The sequence below is a fragment of the Deltaproteobacteria bacterium genome, from assembly GCA_016931625.1.
In the GTDB taxonomy this organism is placed as follows: Bacteria; Myxococcota; XYA12-FULL-58-9; order XYA12-FULL-58-9; family JAFGEK01; genus JAFGEK01.
This window is the reverse complement of record JAFGEK010000091.1, coordinates 1-25085: the sequence shown is the minus strand read 5'-3', so window position 1 is coordinate 25085 and position 25085 is coordinate 1. Positions and strand designations below refer to the sequence as shown.

Sequence of the window (25085 nt, the reverse complement as noted above, 5' to 3'; positions counted from 1 at the left end):
AGCAAATTCATAAATATATGCCTATAAACGTACCATTAACAAATATTGTTTATGGTAGCGCAGATTTTACTTTTAGAACAATTTGTTGCACAACCTCAGCAATAGATAATTTCGTGGAATCAAGTACAATAGCATCTTTAGCAGCAATTAATGGTGCTGTAGCACGCTTTGTATCACGATCATCACGTTCTTTTATTTCAGCCAAAACCTTATCTTTGCTTACTGTTACACCTGCCTGTTTAAGATCTTGTTGACGTCGACGGGCTCGCTCATCGGCACTAGCATCTAAAAAAATCTTCACTTGTGCATTTGGACAAACCACCGTGCCAATATCACGACCCTCTAGTACGGCACCACCCTCACCTGCCAAACGACGCTGAAGTTCAAGCAATCCGGTGCGTACTTTAGGGTGTGCTGATACAATTGATGCACCTTGAGAAATCTCAGCAGTCCGAATTAATTCACTAATATCTTCACCATCAAGAATTACGTGATTGACGCTTTGGGTCATATGAAAAGTTATATTCAAATTGCTAACAATGCGCGCAAGGCCACTTTCATCTTTAAAAGCTATGCCTTGTCTAGTGGCTGATAATGCCACAGCGCGATAAATTGCCCCAGTATCTACAAGCCGATATCCCAACTGGGTAGCCACGGCTTTGGCAACCGTACTTTTACCTGCCCCAGCCGGACCATCGATAGCAATAATTACACTTTTACTTGATTCATCCATTACCTAACGCTGTTTGCATTATCAGTTGTGGGCGTCAAGCTATTTTAAGAAAGCTATTTGGGGGTGTCCCTACGCGCATTTTAAGTACTTTTGTCAATACAGTGCTATTATTTCTAAGATCGGCCATAATCAATTTAGGGGCATCCCTAAAAGCTTAAACGCGGTGTAAAAAAACTAACGGTGTACAAGGACTTAATTTATGAGTTCAGATAATCAAGACACCAGAATTGTTCCGCCAAAAGCACGACAACCAGAGACAAACTCACGACCATCACAAACTGAAAATAGACACGACTATGACTCTGGTCCATCTCTTTTTGAAACACTAATAACAGCAATTAGTAGGTATTTTAGTATAAGTATGGCCTTAATATTTCGCCCTTTTTCAACCTTAAAAGCTGGAGTAGTCGATCCGCCTGTTAGTGCATTAAGCCCCACAGAATTAATCATTTGGGCATTGCCACCAACCATGGCAATATCAGCTAGTTACACTCTTGGTTCTTTTGCGGCCAACCATTTCACCGGCGCTATACTTATTAATATTGTTGGTGCACTAACTCTTGCCATACTTATTGGCGGTATCACCGCTTTGCTTATTGCAGTTATTTGGCATCCATTTATCGGATTAATCATACGAATATTTGGCGGCGCTAGCGACGCACGGCTACGTTCAAATGTTTTTATAGCTCATAGTGCAGCAATAACAGTACTTGCTTTTGCTTATTTGTTCGGAAGTTTATTGAGTTTAATGCCTTTTAAATTTGCTGCCTATCTGCCATTTATTTTTTCTTTTTTTGCTTTTATTACTCTATTGCGGGTTTGGCACGCTTGGCGCGATCGCTTAGCGATGAATGGCGCTTTCGATGTGCTATTAGTGCTTAGTGGCATAGCTTTTGTCGGCTTTATTGCTTATTCAATGTTAACTTCAGAGTTAGCTAACCCACAGACTCTTGCAACTGAAAAAGTCAAAGCAGAATTAAATGCTGCCTCAGCTAGTTTAAAACAAGCACAAGAGAAGCTCGCTGAAGTAACTAATACTGCGACTATCATTCCACTTACATCACCCAAAGAACAACCTCAGTACACGGCAAAAACTTCACTTGCAGAATTTAAAAAAAGAAGAGCGTATATTGATGATACGATTACCCGTGATCGTACGATTTTCGAACGTGTAACTGGCTTAGCGCAACTATATGCCAAGCTACAAAAAGATACTGTTCGTGCAGAAAAAGAATTAGAAAAGAAATACCGACGTAAAAAACGCAAACAGCCCCCTATCATCCCTGAACGAAAACGCGACTTATTGTTGCAAGCTCGTACAGCAAAACAGGTTGATAGTATTTATAAGTTACTGACTGCACCGAAGCCGTAATAACCAGTTGCAGCATGACAAACTTGTCTACTAAAGCGAAGCAATTCTATTCCTACCTCATCTCGCCGGTACAACACATTAGCCGACAATCGTAGGGAGTCTCTTCGGGATGGTCATACTGTGATCGAACGCAATCGTGTATGCATTCCTCGAGTTGGGTCACGGTCATCCCGTCACAATCGGTGACCACGGGAGATGAAACTTTCTCTTGGGGCTTGTTCGTCGTAATCGACGTTGTAACACAACCGAAGTTCACACCCAGAACAACTACAACCATTGACAAACCGTATTTGCCTGGCATGGTTTCTCCATCCTACCAGATCATAATTATCATACGAAAAGTGTAAATTATGCTACACGCACTTTTGCCCCAAGCTTTTGCAATACATCAATAAAGCCGGGATAAGATACGGCAGCAACTTCAAAACCGCTGAGTATACTTTCACCTGGGGCAGCTAAAGCTAGTACTGCTGCAGTTAAAGCAATGCGATGATCTGAACTTACATCAACTCGAGCAGCTTTTAATTGCTGTGGGCCTTTTATAATAAAACCATCTGGTTGTTCTATTGCTTGCACACCAAAAGACGATAGCAAACGTAAGGTCTCGCTAATTCTATCAGATTCTTTAACCCGTAATTCATGAGCATCTTGCACTTTAGTTGTACCACGTACTTGCGACGCCAAGGCTGCAAGAATTACCAACTCATCAATTAACAGTGGTATTTTGCCACCACCGACAATATATGATTCTGATTCACTATTGGGAGTGCATAAAAAGCTTGGCTGTACTCTTAAGGTGGCTACCGATTCTCCATTGTGTTCATTTAAATCAGCAACATCAATACGTGCACCAACGCCAAGCATGACATCAAGAAATGCATTACGAGTTACATTCATACCAACATTAGTAATAGTGATGCGGCTATCAGCAACTAATACTCCAGCCGCAAGAAAAAATGCTGCTGACGAAAAATCACCTGGAATTTTAAAATGCGTAGGCAACAGTTTGGTACCATCACCTAATTCTACAACTACTGAACCTAATGTTTCCTGATAGCTTCTAATGGGCGCCCCTAAAGCCTTAAGCATGGTTTCAGTATGATTTCGCGACACTGCAGGCTGTCGCACTGAAACGCTACGACCTGAAGTTACCCCAGCTAAAATAATAGCGCTTTTTACTTGGGCACTAGCGACGTTGACCTCTATTGCACCACCTTTAAAAGCTTTTGTTGCATCAATACGCAAGGGTGGTAGTTCACGACCATTAGTGATGGTACCACGAATATTCGCCCCAAGTTTACGTAACGGCTCACATACCCGGCCCATAGGACGCCCTGATAAGGAGGCATCACCACATAGTTCAGCATTTATGCCAGCACCGGCTAATATGCCTGACAATAGACGCATGGTGGTGCCGCTATTACCGCAATCTAATGGCTGATTGGGTGTAATAAAATGCTTTGCACCCTGGCTAGTGACAATGATACTGCCATTATCCTCTTGTATTGCAACACCGAGATCGGTGAGGACTTTTTTAGTAGATTGATTATCTTCACCAATACCTTTAGCCTCGATTACACTTTGACCTTCGCACAAAGATGCTAACATTAGTGCTCGATGCGTAATCGACTTATCTGGTGGTACTTCAAAATTACCAATCAGCGGCTTGCCGCCTTCAATTCTAAGTTCCATGTTACTTTTCTAAAATACGAGTGAGTACCGCTATCATGCGATCATTTTGTGACCGTGTGCCGATAGTTATTCGCAATGATGTAGGCAAACCATAAGGCCCCATTGGCCGCACGATTATTCCTTCATGCAACATCTGAGTAAATAACTGCTCACCATCACGATGAAAATCAACTAGTAAAAAATTTGCTTGGCTATCATATACTTTTAATCCCATTGAACGCAGCAACGGTAGCATTCTCACCATCTCTTGGTGATTTTGTTGTACCGATTTTTCAACATGTTCGTGATCTTCTATTGCAGCGATCGCCGCCGCTTGTGCTACGCTATTTACATTGAATGGCTGACGACCTCGATTAATATATTCTATCAATTCAAAATTACCCACTGCATATCCAACCCGCATCCCAGCTAAGCCATAACATTTAGAAAATGTACGCATCACTAACAGACGTTGACGTTTGTTTAAATAATCAAAGCCGCTGGGATAATCTTTTGCAGTAGCATATTCAAAATATGCTTCATCTAAAACAACTACAACATCATCAGGAATATCGTTAAAAAATGCCTCAAGCTCTGCACGATTGTTATAACCACCAGTTGGGTTGTTGGGATTATCAAGAAAAACTAATTTAGTTTTTTTTTCAACCGCACGTGCTAAAGCTTTTAAGTCATGGCGCAAATCAGCAGTAGCAGGCACCTCTTTGACTGCACAACCGATCGCTTGAGCTGCAAGTTTATAAATAACAAAAGAAGGATTGGTATAGAGCAAATTTTCATCGTGACGTAAAAAGGTGTGCACTACCATTTCAATAATTTCATTGGTGCCATTGCCAACAACAAAATTTTTTGCGTCTAACCCCCAGTGCTTAGCCAAAGCCTGCCGAAGGTAAAATGCTCCGCCATCAGGATAGTCATTGACTTGTTCTAAAGCCAAAGTAGCCGCGCTAATAGCTTTAGGTGAAGGTCCATAGGGATTTTCATTAGAAGCCAGCTTGATTACATCAGTAAGGCCAAGCTCCCGCTTAGTCTCTGATACTGGTTTGCCTGGAATATAAGGCTTTAATGTTAAGAAGGCATCATTCACTAATGGCAGCATGTTGACTTCCGTTTTGTCACCAACTGATCTTTGCAACGCCCGTGAAGCACTCATGATCTCGCGAAAAATAATGCGTAGTGATTCTTCTGGCATCGGCCCAATATCACCAGCAGTAACTCGTTCTAAAACTTCAAGTTCGCGCTCAGGTATATAAGTAGGTTTACCAGCCTGTGCTTTTGCAGCGGCTATTTCTAAGGCTAATGCTGCTCGCTGCTTTAATAATTCAACTAGACGATCATCGATTTCGTCAATGCTTTTGCGAAGTTCGCCAAGAGCAACACTGACTTCGTTTGTATTAGTGCTTTGTTCTTTTATATTCATTGTCACTCTTTTGCTTATCACGACTTATAAGAAGAAAGTAACGCCATAACAACAGAGTTGGCTTGGTCAAGGCTTTGAACCTCGATCCATTTAACCTCACGCTCTTTACGCAACCAAGTAAGCTGCCGACGAGCATATGTATATGTTGCTTTAACTATTCGCTCAGATAACCCTTTTAAAGGAGCTAAACCAAGCAAAGTTTCACTTACTTCTTTATAACCAACAGAACGCATCGGCCTCGAATTAACTGAAACTCCTTTATTTAACAATCCTTCAACTTCGGTAATTAAACCTGCATTAAGCATAACCTCAACGCGGTCTTTAATGCGAGTGCGCAGCATTGGTAATGGCCAAGTAAGGGCAATTACCATCATTGGTACCTCTTCACGGGCAAAGCCATGTTGTGCGCGAAGTTGACTAGCAGGTTCACCTGCAAGAAGGGTTATTTCAAGAGCGCGCAGCAAATGCACAATATTCTTTGGGCCTATTTGCTTAGCACTTTTGGGATCGCAAGACTGCAAACGCTTATAGATTTCACCTGGATTTTGCTCTTCTTGTTGGTAAAGTGACGCTCGCAATTCTTCCTGTGCTGGTGGTGCCGCTAATAATCCCCAACGTAAAGCACGTAGATATAAGCCTGTACCTCCACAAATAATCGCAAGACCTTGGCGTGCATTAATATCAGCAATAGCTTTTATTGCTAAATTGCGATAATGTTGTGCGTCAAAAGATTCATTCCAATTAACAACATCGAGGAGATGATGTTTCACAAGCGAAAGTTCATCTGGAGTTGGTTTTGCACAACCAATATTAAAATCACGGTAGACCTGCACTGAATCACAATTTATTATTTCCCCACAATATTTTTGCGAAACAGAGAGCGCAACCGCACTTTTTCCTGAAGCAGTTGGCCCGGTGATCGCAATAACGTAAGGAGACTTCATAATTTTTTTTCGTTTCTAATTATCATAAACACGGTTGTCTACTGACAATAGGATAGTTATCGAGCTACTATAAAAGATATATAACTTAACGAGGTCAATGTGCAGCACTCTGAGCAAGAGCAAGAGATTGAAGAACTTAAAGGTATTGACCTGAGTGCACTCGATCTTTCAGATATTGATATCGATGAGCACCCTTCTGAAGCTTGGCGATGGGTTGGTTTAATAATTTTAGCAAGCGCCATGGGGGTAATTTTATGGATACCTAATACTGATTGGTTTCGCTTATTAGGCGAAAATAGCACTATTAGTTTCATACTTGCCGGAATTGGAATATTCGTAGGCATATTACTTGGTAGATGGCTGTGGCTTTGGGGTCTTGCTGCGGCTGAACGCTATGCTGCAAGAGCGGCAAAACTACAAAATAAAGAGCAGAAACCACCATCAGCCCTGCAGCGTTGGTTGACCCTAATTGTTGTTTTAGGCGGTGCAGGTGCAATTCTGTATGTTCCAGCCAGTTCATACTATCAACAAGGTAGCAACTATGGTGCAGGTTGGTTTCTTGCTGCTGGAGGTGCCGTTGCTATCGGCATAGTGCTTGGTCGCTGGCTATTGATGCAAGCTTCAGCCAAACGAATTAGTTCCACTAAAAGTTACAATATTACCCTGCCACCATGGTTTAAATGGGTAACACTGTCAATTATATCAATTACTGTTATTGTTGTTTTAGTAGGTAAATTATTAAGTGGTGGCAATGATCCAGGTTCGTTTGACTTTTCGTTTGGAATAGTAGGATTTATTGCTGGTGTTAGTGGAGCTATTTGGCTGGCAAAGCGTTTTGACGAATGGGAAAAACGTCACAAGACTAAAAGCAGACGCCGACAAAAAAAATCACCACTTTATTAATCCTACCTTCGATCCGTAAAGCATAAACAGCTTAGGCTTTATAGCAGATATTGATTGCCAACTTCGTGATAATTCTGCTAAATTCAGGAGTCCAGTTGGTGGGAATTTTCCCCATCATATTGGTACTTATTATAAAGAAATGGTTAAACAGCAGGCTCCATAAAAAACCACTAACACTTCTTCATTAACAGCAACAAAACGGCAAAAAGAAAAAATGACGAAAGACTTAGCACTTAGTGAAGCAAAAACAGATTCTCATGAATTTGAAAATTGCGAATTACCTCCAGTAGGTAATGAAAAATCGATGTTTAAAGATGATCCGGTTCTTGACCGTCGCATTATCGAAGGCATGCTCAATGATCGTAAAGCATTGCTAGATGAAATGCAGAAAGAGGGTTTAGCACCAAGTGCAGTACTACGACGAGCTGCAGAATTAGGATTAAGCGAAGCTCTTCTTCGACAGGTTAAAGGTGTTGCTGCTGATCTTGCTGGCGAAAGACCTGTACGTCGGCCAATGCCTTCAAGTCTTGGTGCTCGCACTTGTCTTTCTTGTGATCGTGTATTTTTATCGACTGGTCCTGGTAATCGTCTATGCATGCGTTGTCGCGGCGGTGATGCTGGGTTAGCTCAGTTTTGATTTCTTAGAAAGGCATGATAAATGTGCCGCCAAACGTTGACAGCATGTCAGCAAAGTTTTAATAGCGGCCTCGATTGTTATTTGCGTGGTGAGCGTAGCTCAGTAGGCAGAGCATTGGACTGTGGCTCCAACGGTCGGGGGTTCAAATCCCCTCGCTCACCCCATCTCACTTTAATGATATTTGCGCCATGATCCCTGGCTATAATCACAACATAAAATACCAAGAGACGATTTTTCACGTTCAAACTGAAGATTCAGGTGTTGATAATCCACATATAATTACCCACTTATTTGTCGGTGGTAATATTATCGATACACGTAAAACTTCGTATGCCGACATTGCCCAAAGTGAGCGTTTAAAAGAAATGCTAGTTGAGCTTATGCAAGATCAGCATAAGTCTATGTTACGTGACCTTATTAATGGCCGGTTTGACTATAAAATTGCTGAACGCTCTGTCAATGCTGCAAGGCTTAATGGTCCAGCGCCTTTAAATGTAGAAGCTGGGGCGCAACATCGCAGTTCACTGATTGGACCATCAATATCTAACAAAGATACAAACCAAAAAGGTCCTCAGGTACCTATACCTGAAATATCTCCAACTAAATTACCGCCTGTTACACCAATTACTGCGGCTAATTTACCTTTACAACCATCAACCAAACCAAGTGAAGGTGGCATGCCAGTAACCACTCCAATCACGCGTGGTCTACCTCCACCACCAGCTCCACCTGGATATAAAACTAGCCAATCTAACATTACTAGATATGCACCACCGCCTCCAGCACCGCAAAATGAAACTGTTATTGAAGCTGAAACACTCGCGCGCGCTTTTGAATCAAAAAATGAAAGTGCTGTTGATTCAATTTTCGGAGAAGATTTGATTAGCGAAAAATCTCTCGACGAAGTTATCTTAAGTTACCTCGCTGAAGATATGAACAAAAGTTAACTGCCTTATTTGCACTGTTTTACCAAAGAGTCTCTAACGCTAAAACTAAAGCGCTCATTGCCTCTGCTCGCCCCACAGTCTGCCCCGCCCTTAAGGCTTTGCTAGCTTCCCATAGGGCGCGATAACGAGCCGGTGCAATACCTCGCATTAGCAAAAAATGAGTGAAAGGGTCTTCTTTATTTAGCCCTTCTGAAGCAGCCCACTTACGAGCTTGAAGCTGTACTAATTGCTCAATTGCCAAAATAACATTTTGCCAATTGGCAGTTCTTAACGCCGCCTCAATTTGTGCCCCAAGTGGCTCGATATCACCAACAGGCCAAAGGCCAATGCTACTACGATGTTCTGTCGGTACTGCAGCGCGACTTACCGCCTCTTCAACGCTACGCGGCGCAGCCCCTATAGTTGTAGTATCTGTATTTACACTTGTTGCTGTTGAAGTTGGGGTATCTGAAGCAGGCTGCGTTAATTGTCTGCCGAGCCCCTTGTGAACTAAATCATTTACTACCATTTGGCTAATAGATTTTAATGCCTCAAGAAGTCCGTCTCCTCTGGTAGCAATCGAAGAAAAAGCTGGTAGACCATTGCGATTATACAGACTCTCCATTTCTTCGATGGTAAAAATGTCTGAAAGATCGCGTTTATTATATTGCAGCACCATAGGTACACGACTTGTTTCAAGACCCAATTCGGCCAAATTATCCTCAAGGTTTTGCATACTCTCAAGGTTTGAGTCTTTCATGCCAGTTTGGGAATCGAGCACGAAAAGAATGCCATCAACTCCGTTCAATACCAACTTACGTGTGGCATTATAAAAAACTTGACCTGGTACGGTATAAAGCTGCAATCGCACAATAAAATCACGAATGCGGTAAGCAGTTACCGGAAGAAAATCAAAAAATATGGTTCGGTCAACCTCGGTTGCTAGTGAGACAAGCTGTGGACGCCGATCTTCTGGAAGTGAATTGTAGATCGTATGCAGAGACGTTGTCTTTCCGCATAGACCCGGACCATAGTAAACAATCTTGACCGAAATCTCTTTAGTATGAAAGTTAATAGATGACACCGGATGATAGTATAATCTCATCTGGCTTATGTTCAAGATTGGTTAAGCACTTATGCCTATTTTGTTAAATTTTGCAGTAAATATTGGCCTCGGTGGTTTGATCGTTTTATCGCTGCAACGCTCACCCGCCCTGCATAGAGAATTTATCAGTTGGCCACTATTAGCTCTAATACTCTTTGAATCATTGTTTTTTACTCCGCTGGCGACTTATTTATTTCGTTTTTATCCACAATGGTCGATGTTATATCTTTTTGATCCGCAGATATTTCCCCAACTTGAACATTGGTTTGGTTTTATATCCTTTTTAGCAGTGCTATTAAATTATCTCGGTGCCATTGCTGGCTTTTTCATAACTCGCAAAGGTGTCTTGCTGGGAAAAACTTGGCTAGCTTATCTAAGTACGATTATTGCTGGCCTAATCATTCTCATAGGCTCGATAATTTTTAATAAACGCTTAATATTTATTGGTGAATACGACGCTTTTTGGCAGGATCAAGCTGCATTATTTGTAACTCAGCTTGCTGGGTGGCTTGGCATATTGATGTACATAAGCGTTGCAGCATTCATATTATTGCTGCGTTCTCGTTTTGCTAATCATGATCCAAAATTTTTTTAAACATTCTCCACATATAAATGCAAAATAGTTAATAGCAGTTGCCTCTTGAAGTGATTGTAGCGAGACACGGCAGACCGTCGCCGAAAATGGCGCCCGAGGAGTGAGCAGCGCAGTAATATTGGACATATTTCGAGCAGCGAAATGACGAGGCCGCCATTTGCAGGCAGGTATGTCGTGTCGCAGTAAATCAATTCAAGAGGAAATTGCTATAAGCATTAGTATCGAAAAGTACTTGAAAGAAACACGTAGAAAAACGATTGAAAATATGCCACCCGTCTAAATGCTTGTTGCCCCTCAGTAAGTCTATCAATATCACTTTCAGGTATAACATCATACCCAGTACCTAAACTATACATTACACCTAAGCGTGAAAGTGTATGTTGCCCAAAATAACCAATAGAAACAGACATACCGAATAAATCTACATCTGGCGCCTGATCGCCAATGGGACTTTTTGCAATACGGGGGGCACTGGAAAAATCACTAAAAAAGCCACCAGCAATGCTAACTTCTCTAATAATTAAAAATTCTGCGCCAAGATTAAAATTTACTACCGCGCGGCGACTAATATCCGGATCAAAAGGTAAACGACTACGAAAACTTTGAAAACGTTCGGCGTCATTAGCATTGGGTCTAATGAGGCTATAAGAAACCGGAGCATGAAATGAAATATCAAGGCTTAAAGTAAATTTATATTTTTGTATAAAGCTAATACCAAAACGTGCCGCTGGTGCATGTTTTTGTTTACTAAAACCAGATAGCGTTAAGTTTTCAAGAGTAGATGGTTGACCATTGGTCACTTGCGGGTTTGCAGTAGCGCGAGAAAAGGCCAAACGAACTTGCGAATGTATGGGAACCGACGGTGAATATAACGAAAGCCCCATTGCGATTTTTGGTGTTAGTGTATAGCGCAAACCTCCAATGAAAATAATGCTACCGTTAATTAAAGTTATATCATCTGTCACTGATTGAAAGCGATCATAGCTCATTGCAGGGGTAGTGTTTGTAGCCTCAACATCAACATGCTCACTAACTAAAACATTTTCGCGGTCGGTTAAACTGCGTAATATGTAATATGCTGATATACCTAAACGTAATTGAGAGGTCATACGACGACCAATGCCAAAACCTGTCCATAATTCACGATCAATTACACGACGTTGATATGAGCGTAGTAATAATTTTTGTGAAGGGTCTGTGGCATCACCACCAAGCCCTGCCGTAAAACTACGATACGATGGAACTACAACTGATAACCCATACGCTTGCCGCGGACGCCGCTCGCTGTCTAACTCACCAAAAGTACGAACAAAGCCTGCACTAGCTGGAATAATAATTAAATCAGTAAATTCTAAGCGCAAGTTATCAGCACCTGGTACTGGAGTTACCAACCCTTTAGGGATAGAACCACGCTCAAACCCATACAAGCTTGTAGATACTTGTAAATCCGTGCCTCGAACATCACCTAAGCCAGCAGGATTATAATAAATTCCTGATGGATCATCGGCAATACTAGTAAATGCTCCACCGAGACCAAGGGCTCGACCACCTACAAGAAAATCTTGATAATGCGCATCATCAGCAAGTGCTGCAGAGTGCCATGTTATTATCAACAACACTGATAGAATTATTTTCACTAAATGGCATAGCCAGCTCCAGATATTATATAAGTGCAATTTGTATGGCTGTTTATGCTTTATCCAGCAATTAATAACCATTATAAGCTCATGAAACTGTGGCATTAGCGATGACTAGAACGAATATAAATGTAAATTTAAATACGAAGCTATAATTATTGTATGACGATAGCAAAAACTCTTTACAAGATTTGGAATATAATCGACAGGAACCAAATTAAGAATCTATCTTTTAAATTAGTGCCACTCGAATCAATAGGATTTACTAAGACCAAACAAAGCAACTAGTTCTTTAACGCTTTAGTATATCCATTAGTTGGAACATGAATGTTTATATTAGAGGCACGATTAATACTGCGAACGTTTTTACCTAAAAGATTAAAAGTAGTTCTGTCTCTAGAATATGATTGATGTGCTGCACTCAAATTTATTTCCATATAGGCTTTTGGAAATGCTTTCAAAGTGCCCTGTTCATATGTAGGATTATTCTTCTTATAGCCATCAAGGGAGACCTTTTCGCCTTTTTTGTTCCTCTCTTCTTGCAACAATGCAATTGTTGCTTTCATTGCTTGCACTGGTTTATCGTTGGTTGTTGATGGATTATGATCAGCATATGCTGTAGCCATAACCACAAACGCTAAACGGCTAAGCGTATCAAGACGATCTGCATCGTTGGTTATTTCACTTGCCTTTTCGTAGGCAGCTTTAAATTGCTTGTTATTTTTCTCTACTAAGCCACTCTCAACAATCACTCCGTCATAAATATCAAAAGTTTGCTTATCGCAAAAAGCATCAAGAGTAGCCTTAAGCTCTTTTGAGTCTGGATATTTTGCCAGAGCTAATAAAAGAGAACCAAACAAGTAGCGAGCAGCCTCCATCTCTTTAATTTGTTTCGTTGTTGCCCCTTCTGTATTGATTTGTTTAAAAAAATCAATAATGGGTTGATCATAAGTTTTTTGTTCATGCCATGAGGCACTCTCAACTTCCCAGTCTGGTTCTTCTTCTTGTTCGTCCCATTTTCGCCATTTAAGCTCAACTTCAGCCCAACTTTTAATACATAGAGCAAAAGTAGAGTCCATATTGCTATTTAGCCAGACTGCCTCTGGCAAATTGTTACTATTACACAAATAAATACCAAGATCGTTGTTGTGTGCCATTGAATAGCTTTGGAAGGAAATGCACACCGCCTCATCCCAGCCAGTAATAGCTTGGGTATCATCTTTTGCGATGTTTACAATTTCTTTAAGCTCATCTGTTGTAGTGACATCACACAAACTTGCATCACGATTGTAATTAGCAACTTTTACTAATGACGTGTAGACAGTCTGTTTATCGCCCGAGAACGACATAATTTGTTTAGTCGGATCAATATACTTTACCGGAAAAGGAAATTCTCCCCTTAAGACTTTTGCCAAACCGCCAGGCTGCAATGAAAAATCACTACCTAAAATTGAGGAATTCTCTTGAGTTTTTGCGGGCATACTTTGAACGTTGGCCATTGTTTTCACCTCATCTTATACTAGTTGTTACTGTTGCGGTTAAATAGTTGATAATATTTCTTTATTAATTATACATAACCAGAACTTATTGTCTATAGCTATGATTGATACTTTTAGAAAAGCTGAGCCATTTTATTAGGGGATGTCCTTAAATACTAACCAATTATAAACCTCTGATTTTTACTCGTTACCCAACGGCTTCTCTGGTGGTTTTGTCACTAAATCCGGCTCGGGAGGAATGGACACATTCTCAATTTTAGCTTCTTTGCTAGCTTTTTTGGGACCCGACATAAAAAACACACCGCCTATAAGACCTAAGGCTAGACCTATCACTATAAAAACAAAAATAATGATTAATCGCTGTGTAGTAGGTGAGTTTCTAGAAAAAAACGATTTGCTGTCAAACATTTCCTTGGATGATGGCAAAGTCGCCTTTTTTTGCTGATCTTTTACTAACCCAGTTACTACGGAATTATCCGCGGGAACTAATAAATCTGAAATTTGATTATCTACTAATGAAAGCGGTTGCTTACTAGCTGTTGGTTTTTTAGCAACCGCACGAAAGAAGCCACAAACTAGCAGTGTTAATCCTGTAACATCATTAGCATTATCATTGCAGGCATCAAATATTTGCTCAGCCAAGCGTGGCATACCTTGCAATCTCTCAAGAGATTCAACCGTGTGCTTTGTTGCCCCAAGCTTATTAGCTAATTCAATATCAGCCGTATTTAATATAAAAAGCCAATTGTTAGCTGCTGCTAAAAGATCCTTCACCATTGATAAACCAAAACCACGTATACCATCCTCGATTGTTTGTAAAAAAGCTATCCCTGAAGGATCGGTGGGAACCCAAGCATATGGTGAATATGATACGGTCGCTTCTTTGACGGATAAGGCTTGAGTTAAAATCCAATTATGATGTGTGCGTAATAATCGCCGCAACTCATCTTCACGTATTATACCAAGCTTTCTCATGGCTTCGCCAAATTGCAACGGCTCGTTACACATCAATTGATCGACTTGGTCCAACTGCTCAGAAGAAATTAGATCTAGTTTGCGTAATCGCTGACCAAGATGCTCTGAAAGAGCACGAGAACCTGCAGACGTAGGTACACCTTCTGCGAAGCAAATGCTTCTCTCATTGTTATTGTAGGTTAATGTTAACCGACCGGTTCGCTGCATGCGAGCCACACGCACTAATAAGGCTGGCAACATAACTTGCTGAAATTGTCCTTCAATAGGACCATGCTGCAGTGCATTAAAATCTATTGAAAGCATGAGCGTTATAAAAATATATCATAATTATGATCGTCGTGAAGCACGACGAATTTCTGATACAACGCGTCTAAAAGATGCATTTGGTAAAACGAATTTTACAGCAAATCCATGCTCAGTATGCCGTACAACCCGCGCCATACATTGCACCTGTTCATTGCTTCCCTTTGCTAAATAGTTAGGTAAAATTACATCAATTTCAACGCCCAGCTCAGGAGGACTTTTACCTGCAATCGCAGCGCCATCGACACTTACATCTAATAAACGAGAGCGGTGCATACGACCACGAATTAAGCCGCCTACACCGCGTCCAGCATCAACTAGCGACCAGGCCACTACTCGTAATTCGGCTGAAGGCTCAACACGAGAAGGACCAGAGATACCTAAAAGGGTATTTATTAAATTAGCTATTGCAGTTTCGAGCTTTGCATCAGTATCAATAAATTCAACACCAATACCGCCAGGCTGCTGGCTAACTACGCGTCCTTTAGTACGTAGCCTGACACCATGATGCACAATTTCAAGATCAAGAACTAGACCGATATCAAATTTTTTTTGCGTGGCAATAGCTAAACCACTGCGACTGATGCTGCGGCTATGGCATGGTTCGGTCACACCATTGACTCGCAACACAATACCTATAGCCGCATCTATTCGCTGCTCCAGCCGTTCGTTCATGATTCATTTAATCGTGGCATGAATTTTAATTCTCTTCAAACTCCGCATCAACCACGTTAGCATCACTTGCAGTTTTTTTGCTAGCATCATTTGCTGAGTTATCAGCAGTAGAGCCACTAGTTTGAGCACCTGTAGCACCATCCCCATCTGCAGCACCACCTGCATTAGTAGCTTGGTACATTTTTTCTGCCATTTTATGGCTAGCTTGAGTTAAAGCTTCCATGGTGCTCTTGATACGATCGCCATCGCTGCTATCAATAGCGTCGCGAGTTGCTTTAATTTTTGCTTCAAGATCTTCGCGTGTCTGAGCGTCAAGTTTATCACCATAATCTTTCATCGAACGCTCGACAGAATAGCACAATGAGTCGGCTTTATTTTTGATATCAATTTCTTCACGTCGTTTTTTATCTTCAGCTTCGTGATCGCGAGCATCAGCAACCATACGCTCAATATCATTCTCGGAAATTCCACTACCAGCTTCAATACGAATGCGTTGCTCTTTACCTGATGATTTATCACGAGCCGAGACATTAACGATACCGTTTGCATCGATATCAAAAGTAACCTCAACTTGTGGCACCCCACGTGGTGCTGGTGGAATACCGTCTAAATGGAATTTGCCGAGGGTACGATTTGCTGAGGCCATCGGTCGCTCGCCTTGCAATACGTGCACTTCGACAGAAGTTTGATTATCGCTAGCAGTAGAAAATACTTCACTCTTCTTTGTCGGAATAGTAGTATTACGAGGTATTAAAACTGTCATTACCCCACCAAGTGTTTCGATACCTAATGAAAGTGGAGTGACATCAAGCAATAACAGATCTTTTACTTCGCCGGTTAGCACACCCGCTTGGACGGCTGCGCCAATAGCAACAACTTCATCGGGATTAACCGAGCGATTTGGCTCTTTGCCAAAAAGCTTACGCACGCCCTCAATAATGAGAGGCATACGAGTTTGACCGCCAACCATAACTACTTCATCAATATCTGAAGCATTTTTACCCGCATCGGCCAAAGCTTTTTTAACCGGCTCAGCAGCACGCTCAATCAAATCATGAACTAATGACTCAAGTTTGGCGCGCGAGAGTTTTAGATTTAGATGCTTCGGACCTGAAGCATCTGCAGTCAAGAAGGGTAAATTTACATCAGTTTCAGATACTGAACTTAACTCGATTTTAGCTTTTTCAGCCGCCTCTTTTAATCGTTGTAATACCATACGATCATTTGAGACATCGAGACCCTGATCTTTTTTGAATTCGGCAATAAGATATTCAATGATACGTTGGTCAACATCATCGCCACCAAGATGGGTATCACCATTAGTCGAAAGAACTTCAACTACATTCTCGCCGACTTCAAGAATTGAAATATCAAAAGTGCCACCACCAAAATCGTAGACGGCAATTATTTCGTCTTTCTTCTTATCAAGCCCATAGGCTAACGCCGCTGCGGTAGGTTCATTTACGATACGTAAAACCTCAAGCCCCGCAATACGGCCAGCGTCTTTGGTTGCTTGTCGTTGAGCATCATTAAAATATGCTGGAACTGTAATAACAGCTTGTTTTACTTCTTCACCAAGATAGGTATCAGCAGCACGCTTTAGTTTTAATAATATTTGGGCGCTAATCTCTGGTGCGGCATAATCTTTACCACGAGCCTCAACATAGGCCATATCATTTTTGCCACGCTTAACTTTATAAGGAACGCGCTTATTCTCTTCAGAGACTTCGTCGTAATGACGACCCATAAAACGTTTAATAGAGAAAATGGTATTCTCAGGGTTAGTGATGGCTTGGCGACGAGCCACTTGACCGACCATGATTTCATTATCTTTGCCAAAACCAACAACCGATGGCGTCAGGCGTGAACCTTCTTCGTTGGTAATAACTTTTGGCTCAGCACCTTCCATGACAGCAACAACGCTGTTGGTAGTTCCTAAATCGATTCCGATTACCTTACCCATGGCCTTCTTTTGGCCTCCTACCCAGTTGAAAAAGTTTCAATAAGTCCGCGTATTTTCTAAATCCTGGGGGTAATATGGTCGAACTTCAGGTTATGTCAACCAGGCTGTTGTTAGAAAAAGTCATCCTACTGCTAAGAGGGCCATTTTAACTAACTGTTTCCAGTGTTGAATTTCTGCTTTTACATCAAGCTGTGATGCAGCTTTATTACCAAAATTACGCAAAGCATCATCCAAATCTGGATAACGACCCATTACAGATGAAAGCAATCGTACAATAGAAAAAAGCCGACCCAAAGCAGTTGAAACATCAACTACCGATAAACATTCATCTAATTTAACTGAAGCCTCACTAAGACGTTGATTATCATGTACCACCAAAACCTCACGATGATTTATTGAATGCATAGCTTCAAGAAATTTTGCAAATCCCTCAATAGCATAACGAAGCTTAGTTAACGGAATACCACCACTATGATAACGCAACCGATGCAAAGTACGGCGAAATTCAATAATCGAGCGTTTATCTTCAACGCGCAATGAACGATATTCAACTCTAGTGGCAAAACGAGACAAACGATCAGCAACGCCAACCACTAAGGGAACAACATTTGTGGCATCAGCTTGCGCAATTGCCAAATTAAATCGAGTTATATGGTAAGAAAGATCTGCAATTGCAGCTCGTAAATCAACAGCTTCGCGTACTGCCGAACGATATTCAGGCAAAATTTCTTCGCGCCTAACGCTGGCATTAAACAAACCTAACACGCCAAAAAGCATGCCTTGCACACCCTTAACTAAACCATGTTGGCTTTCGTCAAGTTCGGTCAGTAAAGGCCAAACATCTTTTTTTTCTAAGGCGTGACGTAATCTTGGGCCCATATTAGCTACGCGACTACGCAGCATTGTACTAATAGAATAGGCAACTTCTGCAACTTGTTCTCGCAAAGATAAATCGCTTTGATTTTTTTGCATACTTAAGCGACCATCTTCACCAGTGGGACCATCGACTAAGTCAAATTCGAGCTCAAAATCTTCGGCTGTAGTAGCCTTATCAATACCTGTCGGATTAGAAAAAGTATTTAATACTGATTCGGTAAGATGATTAACGGCAGTTAAAGCCGAAAGAACGTATGGAGCAAGTTCAATATGATAATTACTGCTAGCTGCATCATGATCACTTACCTGACCTTCTTCAAAACGGTCTTGCGGTAAATGAATACGTTTTAAAGCAGCTAGTGACTTTAAACAGTTTTGTGTTACTGCCTCTACATCTTTACGCAGTTCTAAATCATTAATACTTACGCAAATTTCGCGTGTTTTTTGCGAAAACTCATAAGCAGAATCTGCAAGTGCCTCAGGTGACATGTTTTAGACCTATACATTAATAATTTAATAGCTAGCTAATAATGTACTTATATTTTAATTAATACCTTAAATAAGCACAATTAACCACTGAGGGTAAAATGACGCACACTTTTGGGCGAATTGGTATTGACCTAGGCTCGGTATATGTCAAAGCAGTTCGGCTTAATACTAATGGCCAAGTTGTTGAGACTTTCTATCGTCGCCATCGTGGAGAAGTTAAAAATACTTTTGATGCCGCCCTACATGCTATGCATTTTCGCAGTGGTGATAGCCTTGGCATATCTGGTGCGGCTGCTTCACAGGTTTACAACATAACTACCGCACCAATTGTTGACCAAGTACGTGCACAAATCGCCGCGGTTACTGAAGCACATCCCGAGGTAGTTGAAATTCTTGATATTGGTGGTGCTTCTTGCACTCTCATTCAACTTGATAGCAAAGGTCAGTTTCAAGGATTTAGCACCAACTCATTGTGTGCTGCTGGCACTGGTTCGTTTTTAGACGAGCAAGCCACACGACTTGGTTTATCATACGATGACGCACAAGAATTTGAGCATGTTACAAATCCTCCCTCAATAGCAGCACGCTGCAGTGTCTTTGCTAAAAGCGACCTCATTCATCGTCAACAAGAAGGTTATTCTAAAAAAGAAATGTGGTCAGGTTTATGCCGTGGCATGACGCGCACGTTGTTAGGTACACTGCTTTCAGGACGACCTTTGGCAGGTAAAACAGCCATTATTGGCGGTGTCGCACTTAATAAAAGTGTGCTTAGCTGGCTTAGCGAACGTCTTGGTGATCTAATCATTATACCCGAGCAGCCGCATATAATTGCTGCTCGGGGGGCAGCATTGCTAGGAGAAAAAGCTGAACGCAAACAAAATGTGAAGGATGATGATACTACCCAACATGCCACTTCAAGTTACTCTTGGCCGCTCACCATGGCAAAATCAGATTACCCTTCTTTTGCCTGCCTTGATAATTATGTTGATGAGTATAACAATGAAATTCGTATTTTAATTAAACCACGACAGAGTACCCTACCAGTTTACTTCGGTTTTGATATTGGCTCGACAAGCACCAAGGCAGTTGTTACCGATGAAGATGATCAGGTTATAGTCGATATTTATCGTAAAACCGCTGGTGACCCAATAAATGCCACAAAGCTGCTATGTAAAGCTCTTCGAGATATTGCTAGCAAGCTAGGTGTAACTTGGGACATTCGCGCAGTGGGTACCACCGGCAGTGGTCGTGCGCTTGTGGGTGCGGTTATTGGCGCTGATGCGGTAATTAACGAAATATCTGCTCATGTTGCCGGCGCAGTTCGTGTTGATCCCACCGTTGACACTATCTTTGAGATTGGCGGGCAAGATTCTAAATATATGCATATTGTTGACGGACATATTCGTGATGCCAACATGAATTATGTCTGCGCTGCTGGTACTGGTTCATTTGTCGAAGAGCAGGCACAAAAGCTTGGTTATAAGGTAAGTGAGGTTGGCCAAGCGGTATTAGGTAGTAAACCACCACGAGCTTCTGATCGTTGCACGGTGTTCATGGAACAAGATGTTGTAACCTTAATGCAAAATGGTGCCAGTCGTGAACGAGCACTATCTGCAGTTATGGTTGCTATAGTTAAAAACTATCTTAATAAAGTAGTAGGAAATCGTCATATAAGTCGTGAGAAAATATTCTTTCAAGGCGCCACGGCGCGCAACCCTGCTTTAGTTGCAGCTTTTGAACGTGTACTCAATGTAAAAATGGTAGTTTCGCCTTATTGTCATGTTATGGGCAGCTACGGTGTTGCATTACTCACCCGCCAACTCATGTCTGAACAAAATAAGAATAGTTCGTCATTTCGCGGTCTTAATCTTGATCAGCGCCAGATTTCACTACGCAAGGAGACCTGCACGCTTTGCCAAAATAACTGCACTATTACCTATGCTGATATTGAAGGCGTTGAACAATCACCCTCTTGGGGTTATATGTGTGGTCGCGACCCTTACGAAAATCGTGTGCGGGTTTCGCCACACGCTCGTTACTTGCGCCTACGTCGGCGATTGTGGCTTGAAGGTGGGAGTGGCGTAACTGTTGCTGACAACGCATCGGTAGTTGGTATTCCACGAAGTTTATCAACCTATACTTTTGCCCCAATGTGGCGACGCTTTTTCAATGAGCTTGGTTTTAAAGTTGAACTATCGCCTGAAACCAATCAAGAAATTCGTGAACTCGGCAGTCGTATAGCTGGTGCTGAGTTTTGTCATCCAGCTAAAGTTGCTTTAGGTCATGTTGCATGGTTAGCAACTCGTCAGGGCGTAGATTTTGTTTTTGTGCCGCATTTAGATAACGAATCTCGCAATATCAATGTTAATGCAGCAACCTATTGCCCTTATGTACAGGCATTGCCAGCATATTCACGCAGCGCTTTGGCACTAAACAGTATAAATACTGCACATCTTCTATCACCACTAATCGACAAACGGATGCCAGAGGCTAAACTTGTGCGGCAGCTTGCACAAACGTTAGCTGCACCACTTGGTCGTACTAAACAACAAATTAAAAGTGCCTGGCAATTAGCCAATACTACTCAAAAAGAATTTGAGCAACGCTGCTATGCCGAGGGCGATAAAGCTTTACGTGAGGCGCGTGAGCGTAATGAACGTCTCATTGTTTTAGTAGGTAGACCTTACAATACTGCCGATTATGGCATCAATCTTGACCTACCAAATAAAATTGCTGAGCATGGCTTAACCGTATTGCCAATGGATTTCATTCGACCCAACTACTCATTGCTTGGCGAGCGCTATCGCAATGTTTATTGGGCATACGGGCAAAAAATTCTCGTTGTACTTGAACAAGTTGCTAGAGATGATTTACTTGATGTAATTTATTTAACTAACTTCTCTTGTGGCCCTGATAGTTTTTTACTCACTTATGCCGAAGAAATTATGGGCAACCAACCATTTTTAGCTTTAGAACTTGATGAGCATGGTGGTGATGCGGGCTATCTAACTCGTATTGAAGCTTTTCTTGATGTATTAAAACGACCTCGACGACAAGAGGTACAACGACGTTCATATCAGACACAAACAATCGATTTTAAGCAACGTACGTTGTGGATCCCACCCATGCACGAATTTGGGGCTGAATTCTTTGCTGCCGCTTTTCGCCAACACGGTTATAATGCAAGGCAAATACCTTTTGAGACCGCCGCTACTTTTGAACTAGGCCGTAGCTTAACCCGCGGTAGTGAATGTTTGCCGACCGCACTTACTATCGGGGCCTTCATTGCAAATTTGCGTGAGCAAGGTCTTACGAAAGGCCAAGCTTTAATGATGCCCACGGCGTGTGGCCCATGTCGCTTCGGGCAATATTGTCAGTTGCATCGCCAAATACTTGATCGTGAAGGTTTAGAAGATGTCGCAATTCTTTCACCATCAAGTCTCAACGCTTATCAAGGTGTTGATGATACGGTAAGGCGCACCCTATTTAAAGCCATTGTCATGAGTGACATTTTACAAAAAGCGCGCTGTAAAGTAAGGCCTTATGAAAATGAACCTGGTGCAACTAATCGTGTTGTAGCTTACGAAAAAGAATTTCTCATTAAAGCAATTAATGACGGTGCTGATTTACGGCAAGCACTAAAAGCTTCGATTGATCGTATTGCTGCTATTCCTCATACCCCAACTAATAAACCACTTGTAGGTATAGTTGGCGAAATTTATGTACGCAATAATATGTTTTCTAATGAAAATCTTATAGACACTATAGAGTGTTTAGGTGGTGAAGCTTGGCCCACACCAATTATTGAGTGGATGCTCTTTTTAGCCTCACCACAAAATTTTCTACCTTATATGCAAAGTGCTTTTAATTTAAAGGCACTTAAATCATATATCACTTATCGTTGGCAGCTTTATTGGGAGCGAGCTTTATATAAGGCTGCTGGCCCATTTTTAGCTGACCGTCATGAACCCAATATTAATGCCACTCTGAACGAAGCTAAACCTTATATGGAGCGCAATATTGGCGGTGAGGGCATGTCCATTATTGGTCGCACAATTAAATTCGCCCGTGATGGTGCGGCGTTAGTAGTTAATTGTGCACCTTTTAGTTGTATGCCTGGGGTAATCACTACTGCTATTTCACGACACGTAAGCGCACTTCATGATATGCCTATTGTAAATATGTTCTACGATGGTCAAGGCAACCAAAATAAAAGATTAGCGGTGTTTTTAAACAACGCTATGAATCGGCAAAAAAATGATTCAAGTAACAAAGCCAGTAAAACCACAAAGGCATCTAAGCTAGAGGCTGCGTAAAAGATTTATTTTGGTTTTTTAAAAAAAATGTCCACAAAACCCGAACTCCTCATACCCGCCGGCAGTTTGACAAAAATCAAAATAGCTTATGCATATGGTGCGGATGCTGTTTATGTTGGAGCTAGCGGCTTGTCAATGCGACCAGATCAGACATGCCTGAGTGTAGAAGAGCTAGCAACCGCTCTTAATATTGCGCACCAGCAAGAGAAAAAACTATATGTGGCAATAAATTCGCTCATGTTTGAAGCAGATTGTGCTCACCTTGAAGATTGGCTTGAAACCACCAGCCATCTTGATTTCGATGCGGTAATTGTTGCTGATTTTGGTGCACTTTCTCTTGTGCGCCAAAAACGCCCTGACCTTAATATCCATGCCTCAACCCAGCTTAGCACCGCCAATGCTCACGCCGTTAATCTGCTTGCAAGCCTTGGGATACAGCGGGTAAATATGGCTCGCGAATGCAGCTTGGCCGATATTAAAAATATTGCCCAAAAAACTTCACTTGAGCTTGAAGTTTTTGTCCATGGCGCCATGTGTATGGCTGTCTCTGGCCGCTGTTTACTGTCGGCACATTTATGTGGTGAGAGTGCCTCTCAAGGTCGTTGCAAACACACTTGCCGCTGGGATTGGCAATTAGTAGAATCAAAACGACCAGGCTTAACCCTACCAGTATTTGAAACCAGTAAAGAAACTATATTTCTTGGTTCTAAAGACCTGTGCATGATCGAGCACATACCTGAATTGGTAAAAAGTAGTATTAGCGCGCTTAAAGTCGAAGGGCGAATGAAGGGCGAATATTATATTGCCAGTGTGACGCGAGTATACCGCGCTGCCCTGGATGCCTACTTTAATAACCCTGCGCAATACCTTGCTGATCCCAATTGGCTTGTCGAACTCACTAATATCAGTCATCGCGATTATGAAACAGGGTTTTTCTTTGGTTACCCCTATCGTGACCTAAAAGCATTGCAAACCAACAGTACTGTGAAAGCAACATATCAAGTGTTGGCCTTTATCGAAACTATAGATAACGATTGGTATACAATTGCCACACGTAATCCGTTTTCTGTGTCAGATGATCTCGAATGGTTTGCCCCCAATATGCAAAATGGCCATATCGCTATCGATACAATCATCGATAGTCAAGAACAAAAATGTGACAAAGTAATAAGCGGTGCTAGCTATAAAGTGCGTTTTAAAGATCACCCAACACGCTTGCCTCTTTGGAGTTTTTTGCACAAAAAACGACCTTGAGGCGTTACATATATTACACCAATGCGTCTGGTTCGATTACATTCAAGCCATGAAAATATCGTCGCAAAAATCCACGATCACGCGTTAAAATTCTATCTGCTTTAATTTTTGCATGTGCTCCAATTAAAAAATCAGGAATAAGCTGCTGTCTTTTGCCGCCATTGCGATGATATTCTCGCCATATGTCTCCAGCTATATCTGCACATTTTTGATCAAATGGATCAAATGAAATATTTGCGTTGAATAAGACTTCACTAATAGTTTCAGGCTTAATAAGCGCAGCACGAATTTCAGCCCAAACTACCGGACAAACTATTAAGGCCCCTACAGAACGAGCACGACGAAGTGCAGTAAGTGAATTATTACAATATGTTGCATCATTAAGGATAACATCAAATAAAACAGAACTATCAATAGCGGTAATCATTCTTCATCATCTAAATCAGTAGACCATTTTGGACCACGCAGTTGCGTAAGTAATTGCTCAGTAGTTTGTGGTTTACCAAGACCTACTAAAGTAGCAAGAGGATCATCAGTAGCAACTCGTTTAACAATTAATGCGCCTGCCACTTCTTCAAACCGTAACTCAGTACCTTGGCTAATACCAAGACGCTTACGCAATAATTTTGGGATCGTTACCTGGCCTTTTACCCCAACCACAGCTATTTGTTTCATACTTTAAATGAAGGATATTCTTACAAAAAAAGCAAGATTTTTTAGTGTTATCTTTTTAGTGTCAATAGACTTGATTACGAATAATCTCACTTAAAATTT

20 protein-coding genes and 1 tRNA gene are annotated in these 25085 nt (G+C 41.5%); 8 read left to right on the top strand and 13 right to left on the bottom strand.

Annotated features, from left to right (window positions below):
* Window positions 1-49: 49 nt before the first annotated feature.
* On the bottom strand, window positions 50-733 hold the full coding sequence (cmk, locus tag JW841_08305; GenBank protein ID MBN1960934.1) for a (d)CMP kinase: 684 nt from the start codon (window positions 731-733) through the stop codon (window positions 50-52).
* Between the two features lie 199 nt (window positions 734-932).
* Between cmk and JW841_08300 the strand changes: the two genes are divergently transcribed.
* Complete coding sequence (locus JW841_08300; GenBank protein MBN1960933.1) at window positions 933-2105, top strand: hypothetical protein; 1173 nt, start codon at window positions 933-935, stop codon at window positions 2103-2105.
* 348 nt (window positions 2106-2453) lie between these two features.
* Here JW841_08300 and aroA read toward each other — a convergent pair whose 3' ends face one another.
* From aroA to miaA, 3 genes are read right to left on the bottom strand one after another with little or no spacing between them, the layout of a single operon-like run.
* Window positions 2454-3797 (bottom strand): 3-phosphoshikimate 1-carboxyvinyltransferase, encoded by a 1344-nt coding sequence (aroA, locus tag JW841_08295; GenBank protein ID MBN1960932.1) that lies wholly within the window; start codon window positions 3795-3797, stop codon window positions 2454-2456.
* A 1-nt stretch (window position 3798) separates the two neighbouring features.
* The gene (locus JW841_08290; protein ID MBN1960931.1) at window positions 3799-5214 is read right to left on the bottom strand and encodes a histidinol-phosphate transaminase; all 1416 of its coding nucleotides are present in this window, start codon (window positions 5212-5214) and stop codon (window positions 3799-3801) included.
* A gap of 17 nt (window positions 5215-5231) precedes the next feature.
* On the bottom strand, window positions 5232-6158 hold the full coding sequence (gene miaA, locus JW841_08285) for a tRNA (adenosine(37)-N6)-dimethylallyltransferase MiaA (protein ID MBN1960930.1): 927 nt from the start codon (window positions 6156-6158) through the stop codon (window positions 5232-5234).
* Between the two features lie 99 nt (window positions 6159-6257).
* Between miaA and JW841_08280 the strand changes: the two genes are divergently transcribed.
* From JW841_08280 to JW841_08265, 4 genes are all read left to right on the top strand, one after another.
* Window positions 6258-7061, top strand: coding sequence for a hypothetical protein (locus JW841_08280; GenBank protein ID MBN1960929.1), 804 nt, complete (start codon window positions 6258-6260; stop codon window positions 7059-7061).
* A gap of 214 nt (window positions 7062-7275) precedes the next feature.
* The gene (locus tag JW841_08275) at window positions 7276-7698 is read left to right on the top strand and encodes a hypothetical protein (protein MBN1960928.1); all 423 of its coding nucleotides are present in this window, start codon (window positions 7276-7278) and stop codon (window positions 7696-7698) included.
* 88 nt (window positions 7699-7786) lie between these two features.
* Window positions 7787-7862, top strand: a tRNA-His gene (locus JW841_08270).
* Window positions 7863-7886: 24 nt separating this feature from the next.
* A complete protein-coding gene (locus JW841_08265; protein MBN1960927.1) occupies window positions 7887-8645 on the top strand; it encodes a hypothetical protein in 759 nt (252 codons plus the stop codon).
* A 19-nt stretch (window positions 8646-8664) separates the two neighbouring features.
* Here JW841_08265 and JW841_08260 read toward each other — a convergent pair whose 3' ends face one another.
* A complete protein-coding gene (locus tag JW841_08260; protein ID MBN1960926.1) occupies window positions 8665-9708 on the bottom strand; it encodes a GTPase in 1044 nt (347 codons plus the stop codon).
* Between the two features lie 52 nt (window positions 9709-9760).
* On the opposite strand from JW841_08260, the gene JW841_08255 reads away from it, so the two are divergent.
* Complete coding sequence (locus JW841_08255) at window positions 9761-10324, top strand: hypothetical protein (GenBank protein ID MBN1960925.1); 564 nt, start codon at window positions 9761-9763, stop codon at window positions 10322-10324.
* A gap of 215 nt (window positions 10325-10539) precedes the next feature.
* Here JW841_08255 and JW841_08250 read toward each other — a convergent pair whose 3' ends face one another.
* From JW841_08250 to JW841_08225, 6 genes are all read right to left on the bottom strand, one after another.
* Window positions 10540-11961, bottom strand: coding sequence for a hypothetical protein (locus JW841_08250; protein MBN1960924.1), 1422 nt, complete (start codon window positions 11959-11961; stop codon window positions 10540-10542).
* A gap of 284 nt (window positions 11962-12245) precedes the next feature.
* Window positions 12246-13460, bottom strand: coding sequence for a hypothetical protein (locus JW841_08245; GenBank protein ID MBN1960923.1), 1215 nt, complete (start codon window positions 13458-13460; stop codon window positions 12246-12248).
* A gap of 180 nt (window positions 13461-13640) precedes the next feature.
* Window positions 13641-14738 (bottom strand): DUF4388 domain-containing protein, encoded by a 1098-nt coding sequence (locus JW841_08240; GenBank protein MBN1960922.1) that lies wholly within the window; start codon window positions 14736-14738, stop codon window positions 13641-13643.
* A gap of 24 nt (window positions 14739-14762) precedes the next feature.
* On the bottom strand, window positions 14763-15413 hold the full coding sequence (locus tag JW841_08235; GenBank protein ID MBN1960921.1) for a PilZ domain-containing protein: 651 nt from the start codon (window positions 15411-15413) through the stop codon (window positions 14763-14765).
* 25 nt (window positions 15414-15438) lie between these two features.
* Window positions 15439-17376: a molecular chaperone DnaK gene (dnaK, locus tag JW841_08230; protein ID MBN1960920.1), complete on the bottom strand. Its 1938-nt coding sequence runs from the start codon at window positions 17374-17376 to the stop codon at window positions 15439-15441.
* 120 nt (window positions 17377-17496) lie between these two features.
* Window positions 17497-18741: a hypothetical protein gene (locus tag JW841_08225; GenBank protein MBN1960919.1), complete on the bottom strand. Its 1245-nt coding sequence runs from the start codon at window positions 18739-18741 to the stop codon at window positions 17497-17499.
* 98 nt (window positions 18742-18839) lie between these two features.
* On the opposite strand from JW841_08225, the gene JW841_08220 reads away from it, so the two are divergent.
* Window positions 18840-23057, top strand: coding sequence for a hypothetical protein (locus tag JW841_08220; protein ID MBN1960918.1), 4218 nt, complete (start codon window positions 18840-18842; stop codon window positions 23055-23057).
* A gap of 27 nt (window positions 23058-23084) precedes the next feature.
* Window positions 23085-24311: a U32 family peptidase C-terminal domain-containing protein gene (locus JW841_08215; protein ID MBN1960917.1), complete on the top strand. Its 1227-nt coding sequence runs from the start codon at window positions 23085-23087 to the stop codon at window positions 24309-24311.
* Window positions 24312-24324: 13 nt separating this feature from the next.
* Here the strand turns inward: JW841_08215 and JW841_08210 are convergent, their stop codons facing one another.
* Both JW841_08210 and JW841_08205 read right to left on the bottom strand, forming a co-directional pair.
* Window positions 24325-24738, bottom strand: a complete 414-nt coding sequence (locus JW841_08210) for a PIN domain-containing protein (GenBank protein MBN1960916.1) — start codon at window positions 24736-24738, stop codon at window positions 24325-24327.
* The gene (locus JW841_08205) at window positions 24735-24986 is read right to left on the bottom strand and encodes an AbrB/MazE/SpoVT family DNA-binding domain-containing protein (protein MBN1960915.1); all 252 of its coding nucleotides are present in this window, start codon (window positions 24984-24986) and stop codon (window positions 24735-24737) included. The genes JW841_08210 and JW841_08205 overlap by 4 nt, the downstream gene beginning before the upstream one ends.
* Between the last annotated feature and the right edge of the window lie 99 nt (window positions 24987-25085).

Coding starts and splice junctions, on each gene's coding strand:
- aroA (MBN1960932.1), bottom strand. CDS start 3,797: ATGGAACTTAGAATTGAAGGCGGCAAGCCGCTGATTGGTAATTTTGAA.
- JW841_08300 (MBN1960933.1), top strand. CDS start 933: ATGAGTTCAGATAATCAAGACACCAGAATTGTTCCGCCAAAAGCACGA.
- JW841_08215 (MBN1960917.1), top strand. CDS start 23,085: ATGTCCACAAAACCCGAACTCCTCATACCCGCCGGCAGTTTGACAAAA.
- JW841_08210 (MBN1960916.1), bottom strand. CDS start 24,738: ATGATTACCGCTATTGATAGTTCTGTTTTATTTGATGTTATCCTTAAT.
- JW841_08290 (MBN1960931.1), bottom strand. CDS start 5,214: ATGAATATAAAAGAACAAAGCACTAATACAAACGAAGTCAGTGTTGCT.
- JW841_08225 (MBN1960919.1), bottom strand. CDS start 18,741: ATGTCACCTGAGGCACTTGCAGATTCTGCTTATGAGTTTTCGCAAAAA.
- JW841_08235 (MBN1960921.1), bottom strand. CDS start 15,413: ATGAACGAACGGCTGGAGCAGCGAATAGATGCGGCTATAGGTATTGTG.
- dnaK (MBN1960920.1), bottom strand. CDS start 17,376: ATGGGTAAGGTAATCGGAATCGATTTAGGAACTACCAACAGCGTTGTT.
- JW841_08240 (MBN1960922.1), bottom strand. CDS start 14,738: ATGCTTTCAATAGATTTTAATGCACTGCAGCATGGTCCTATTGAAGGA.
- JW841_08275 (MBN1960928.1), top strand. CDS start 7,276: ATGACGAAAGACTTAGCACTTAGTGAAGCAAAAACAGATTCTCATGAA.
- JW841_08205 (MBN1960915.1), bottom strand. CDS start 24,986: ATGAAACAAATAGCTGTGGTTGGGGTAAAAGGCCAGGTAACGATCCCA.
- miaA (MBN1960930.1), bottom strand. CDS start 6,158: ATGAAGTCTCCTTACGTTATTGCGATCACCGGGCCAACTGCTTCAGGA.
- cmk (MBN1960934.1), bottom strand. CDS start 733: ATGGATGAATCAAGTAAAAGTGTAATTATTGCTATCGATGGTCCGGCT.
- JW841_08220 (MBN1960918.1), top strand. CDS start 18,840: ATGACGCACACTTTTGGGCGAATTGGTATTGACCTAGGCTCGGTATAT.
- JW841_08265 (MBN1960927.1), top strand. CDS start 7,887: ATGATCCCTGGCTATAATCACAACATAAAATACCAAGAGACGATTTTT.
- JW841_08245 (MBN1960923.1), bottom strand. CDS start 13,460: ATGGCCAACGTTCAAAGTATGCCCGCAAAAACTCAAGAGAATTCCTCA.
- JW841_08255 (MBN1960925.1), top strand. CDS start 9,761: ATGCCTATTTTGTTAAATTTTGCAGTAAATATTGGCCTCGGTGGTTTG.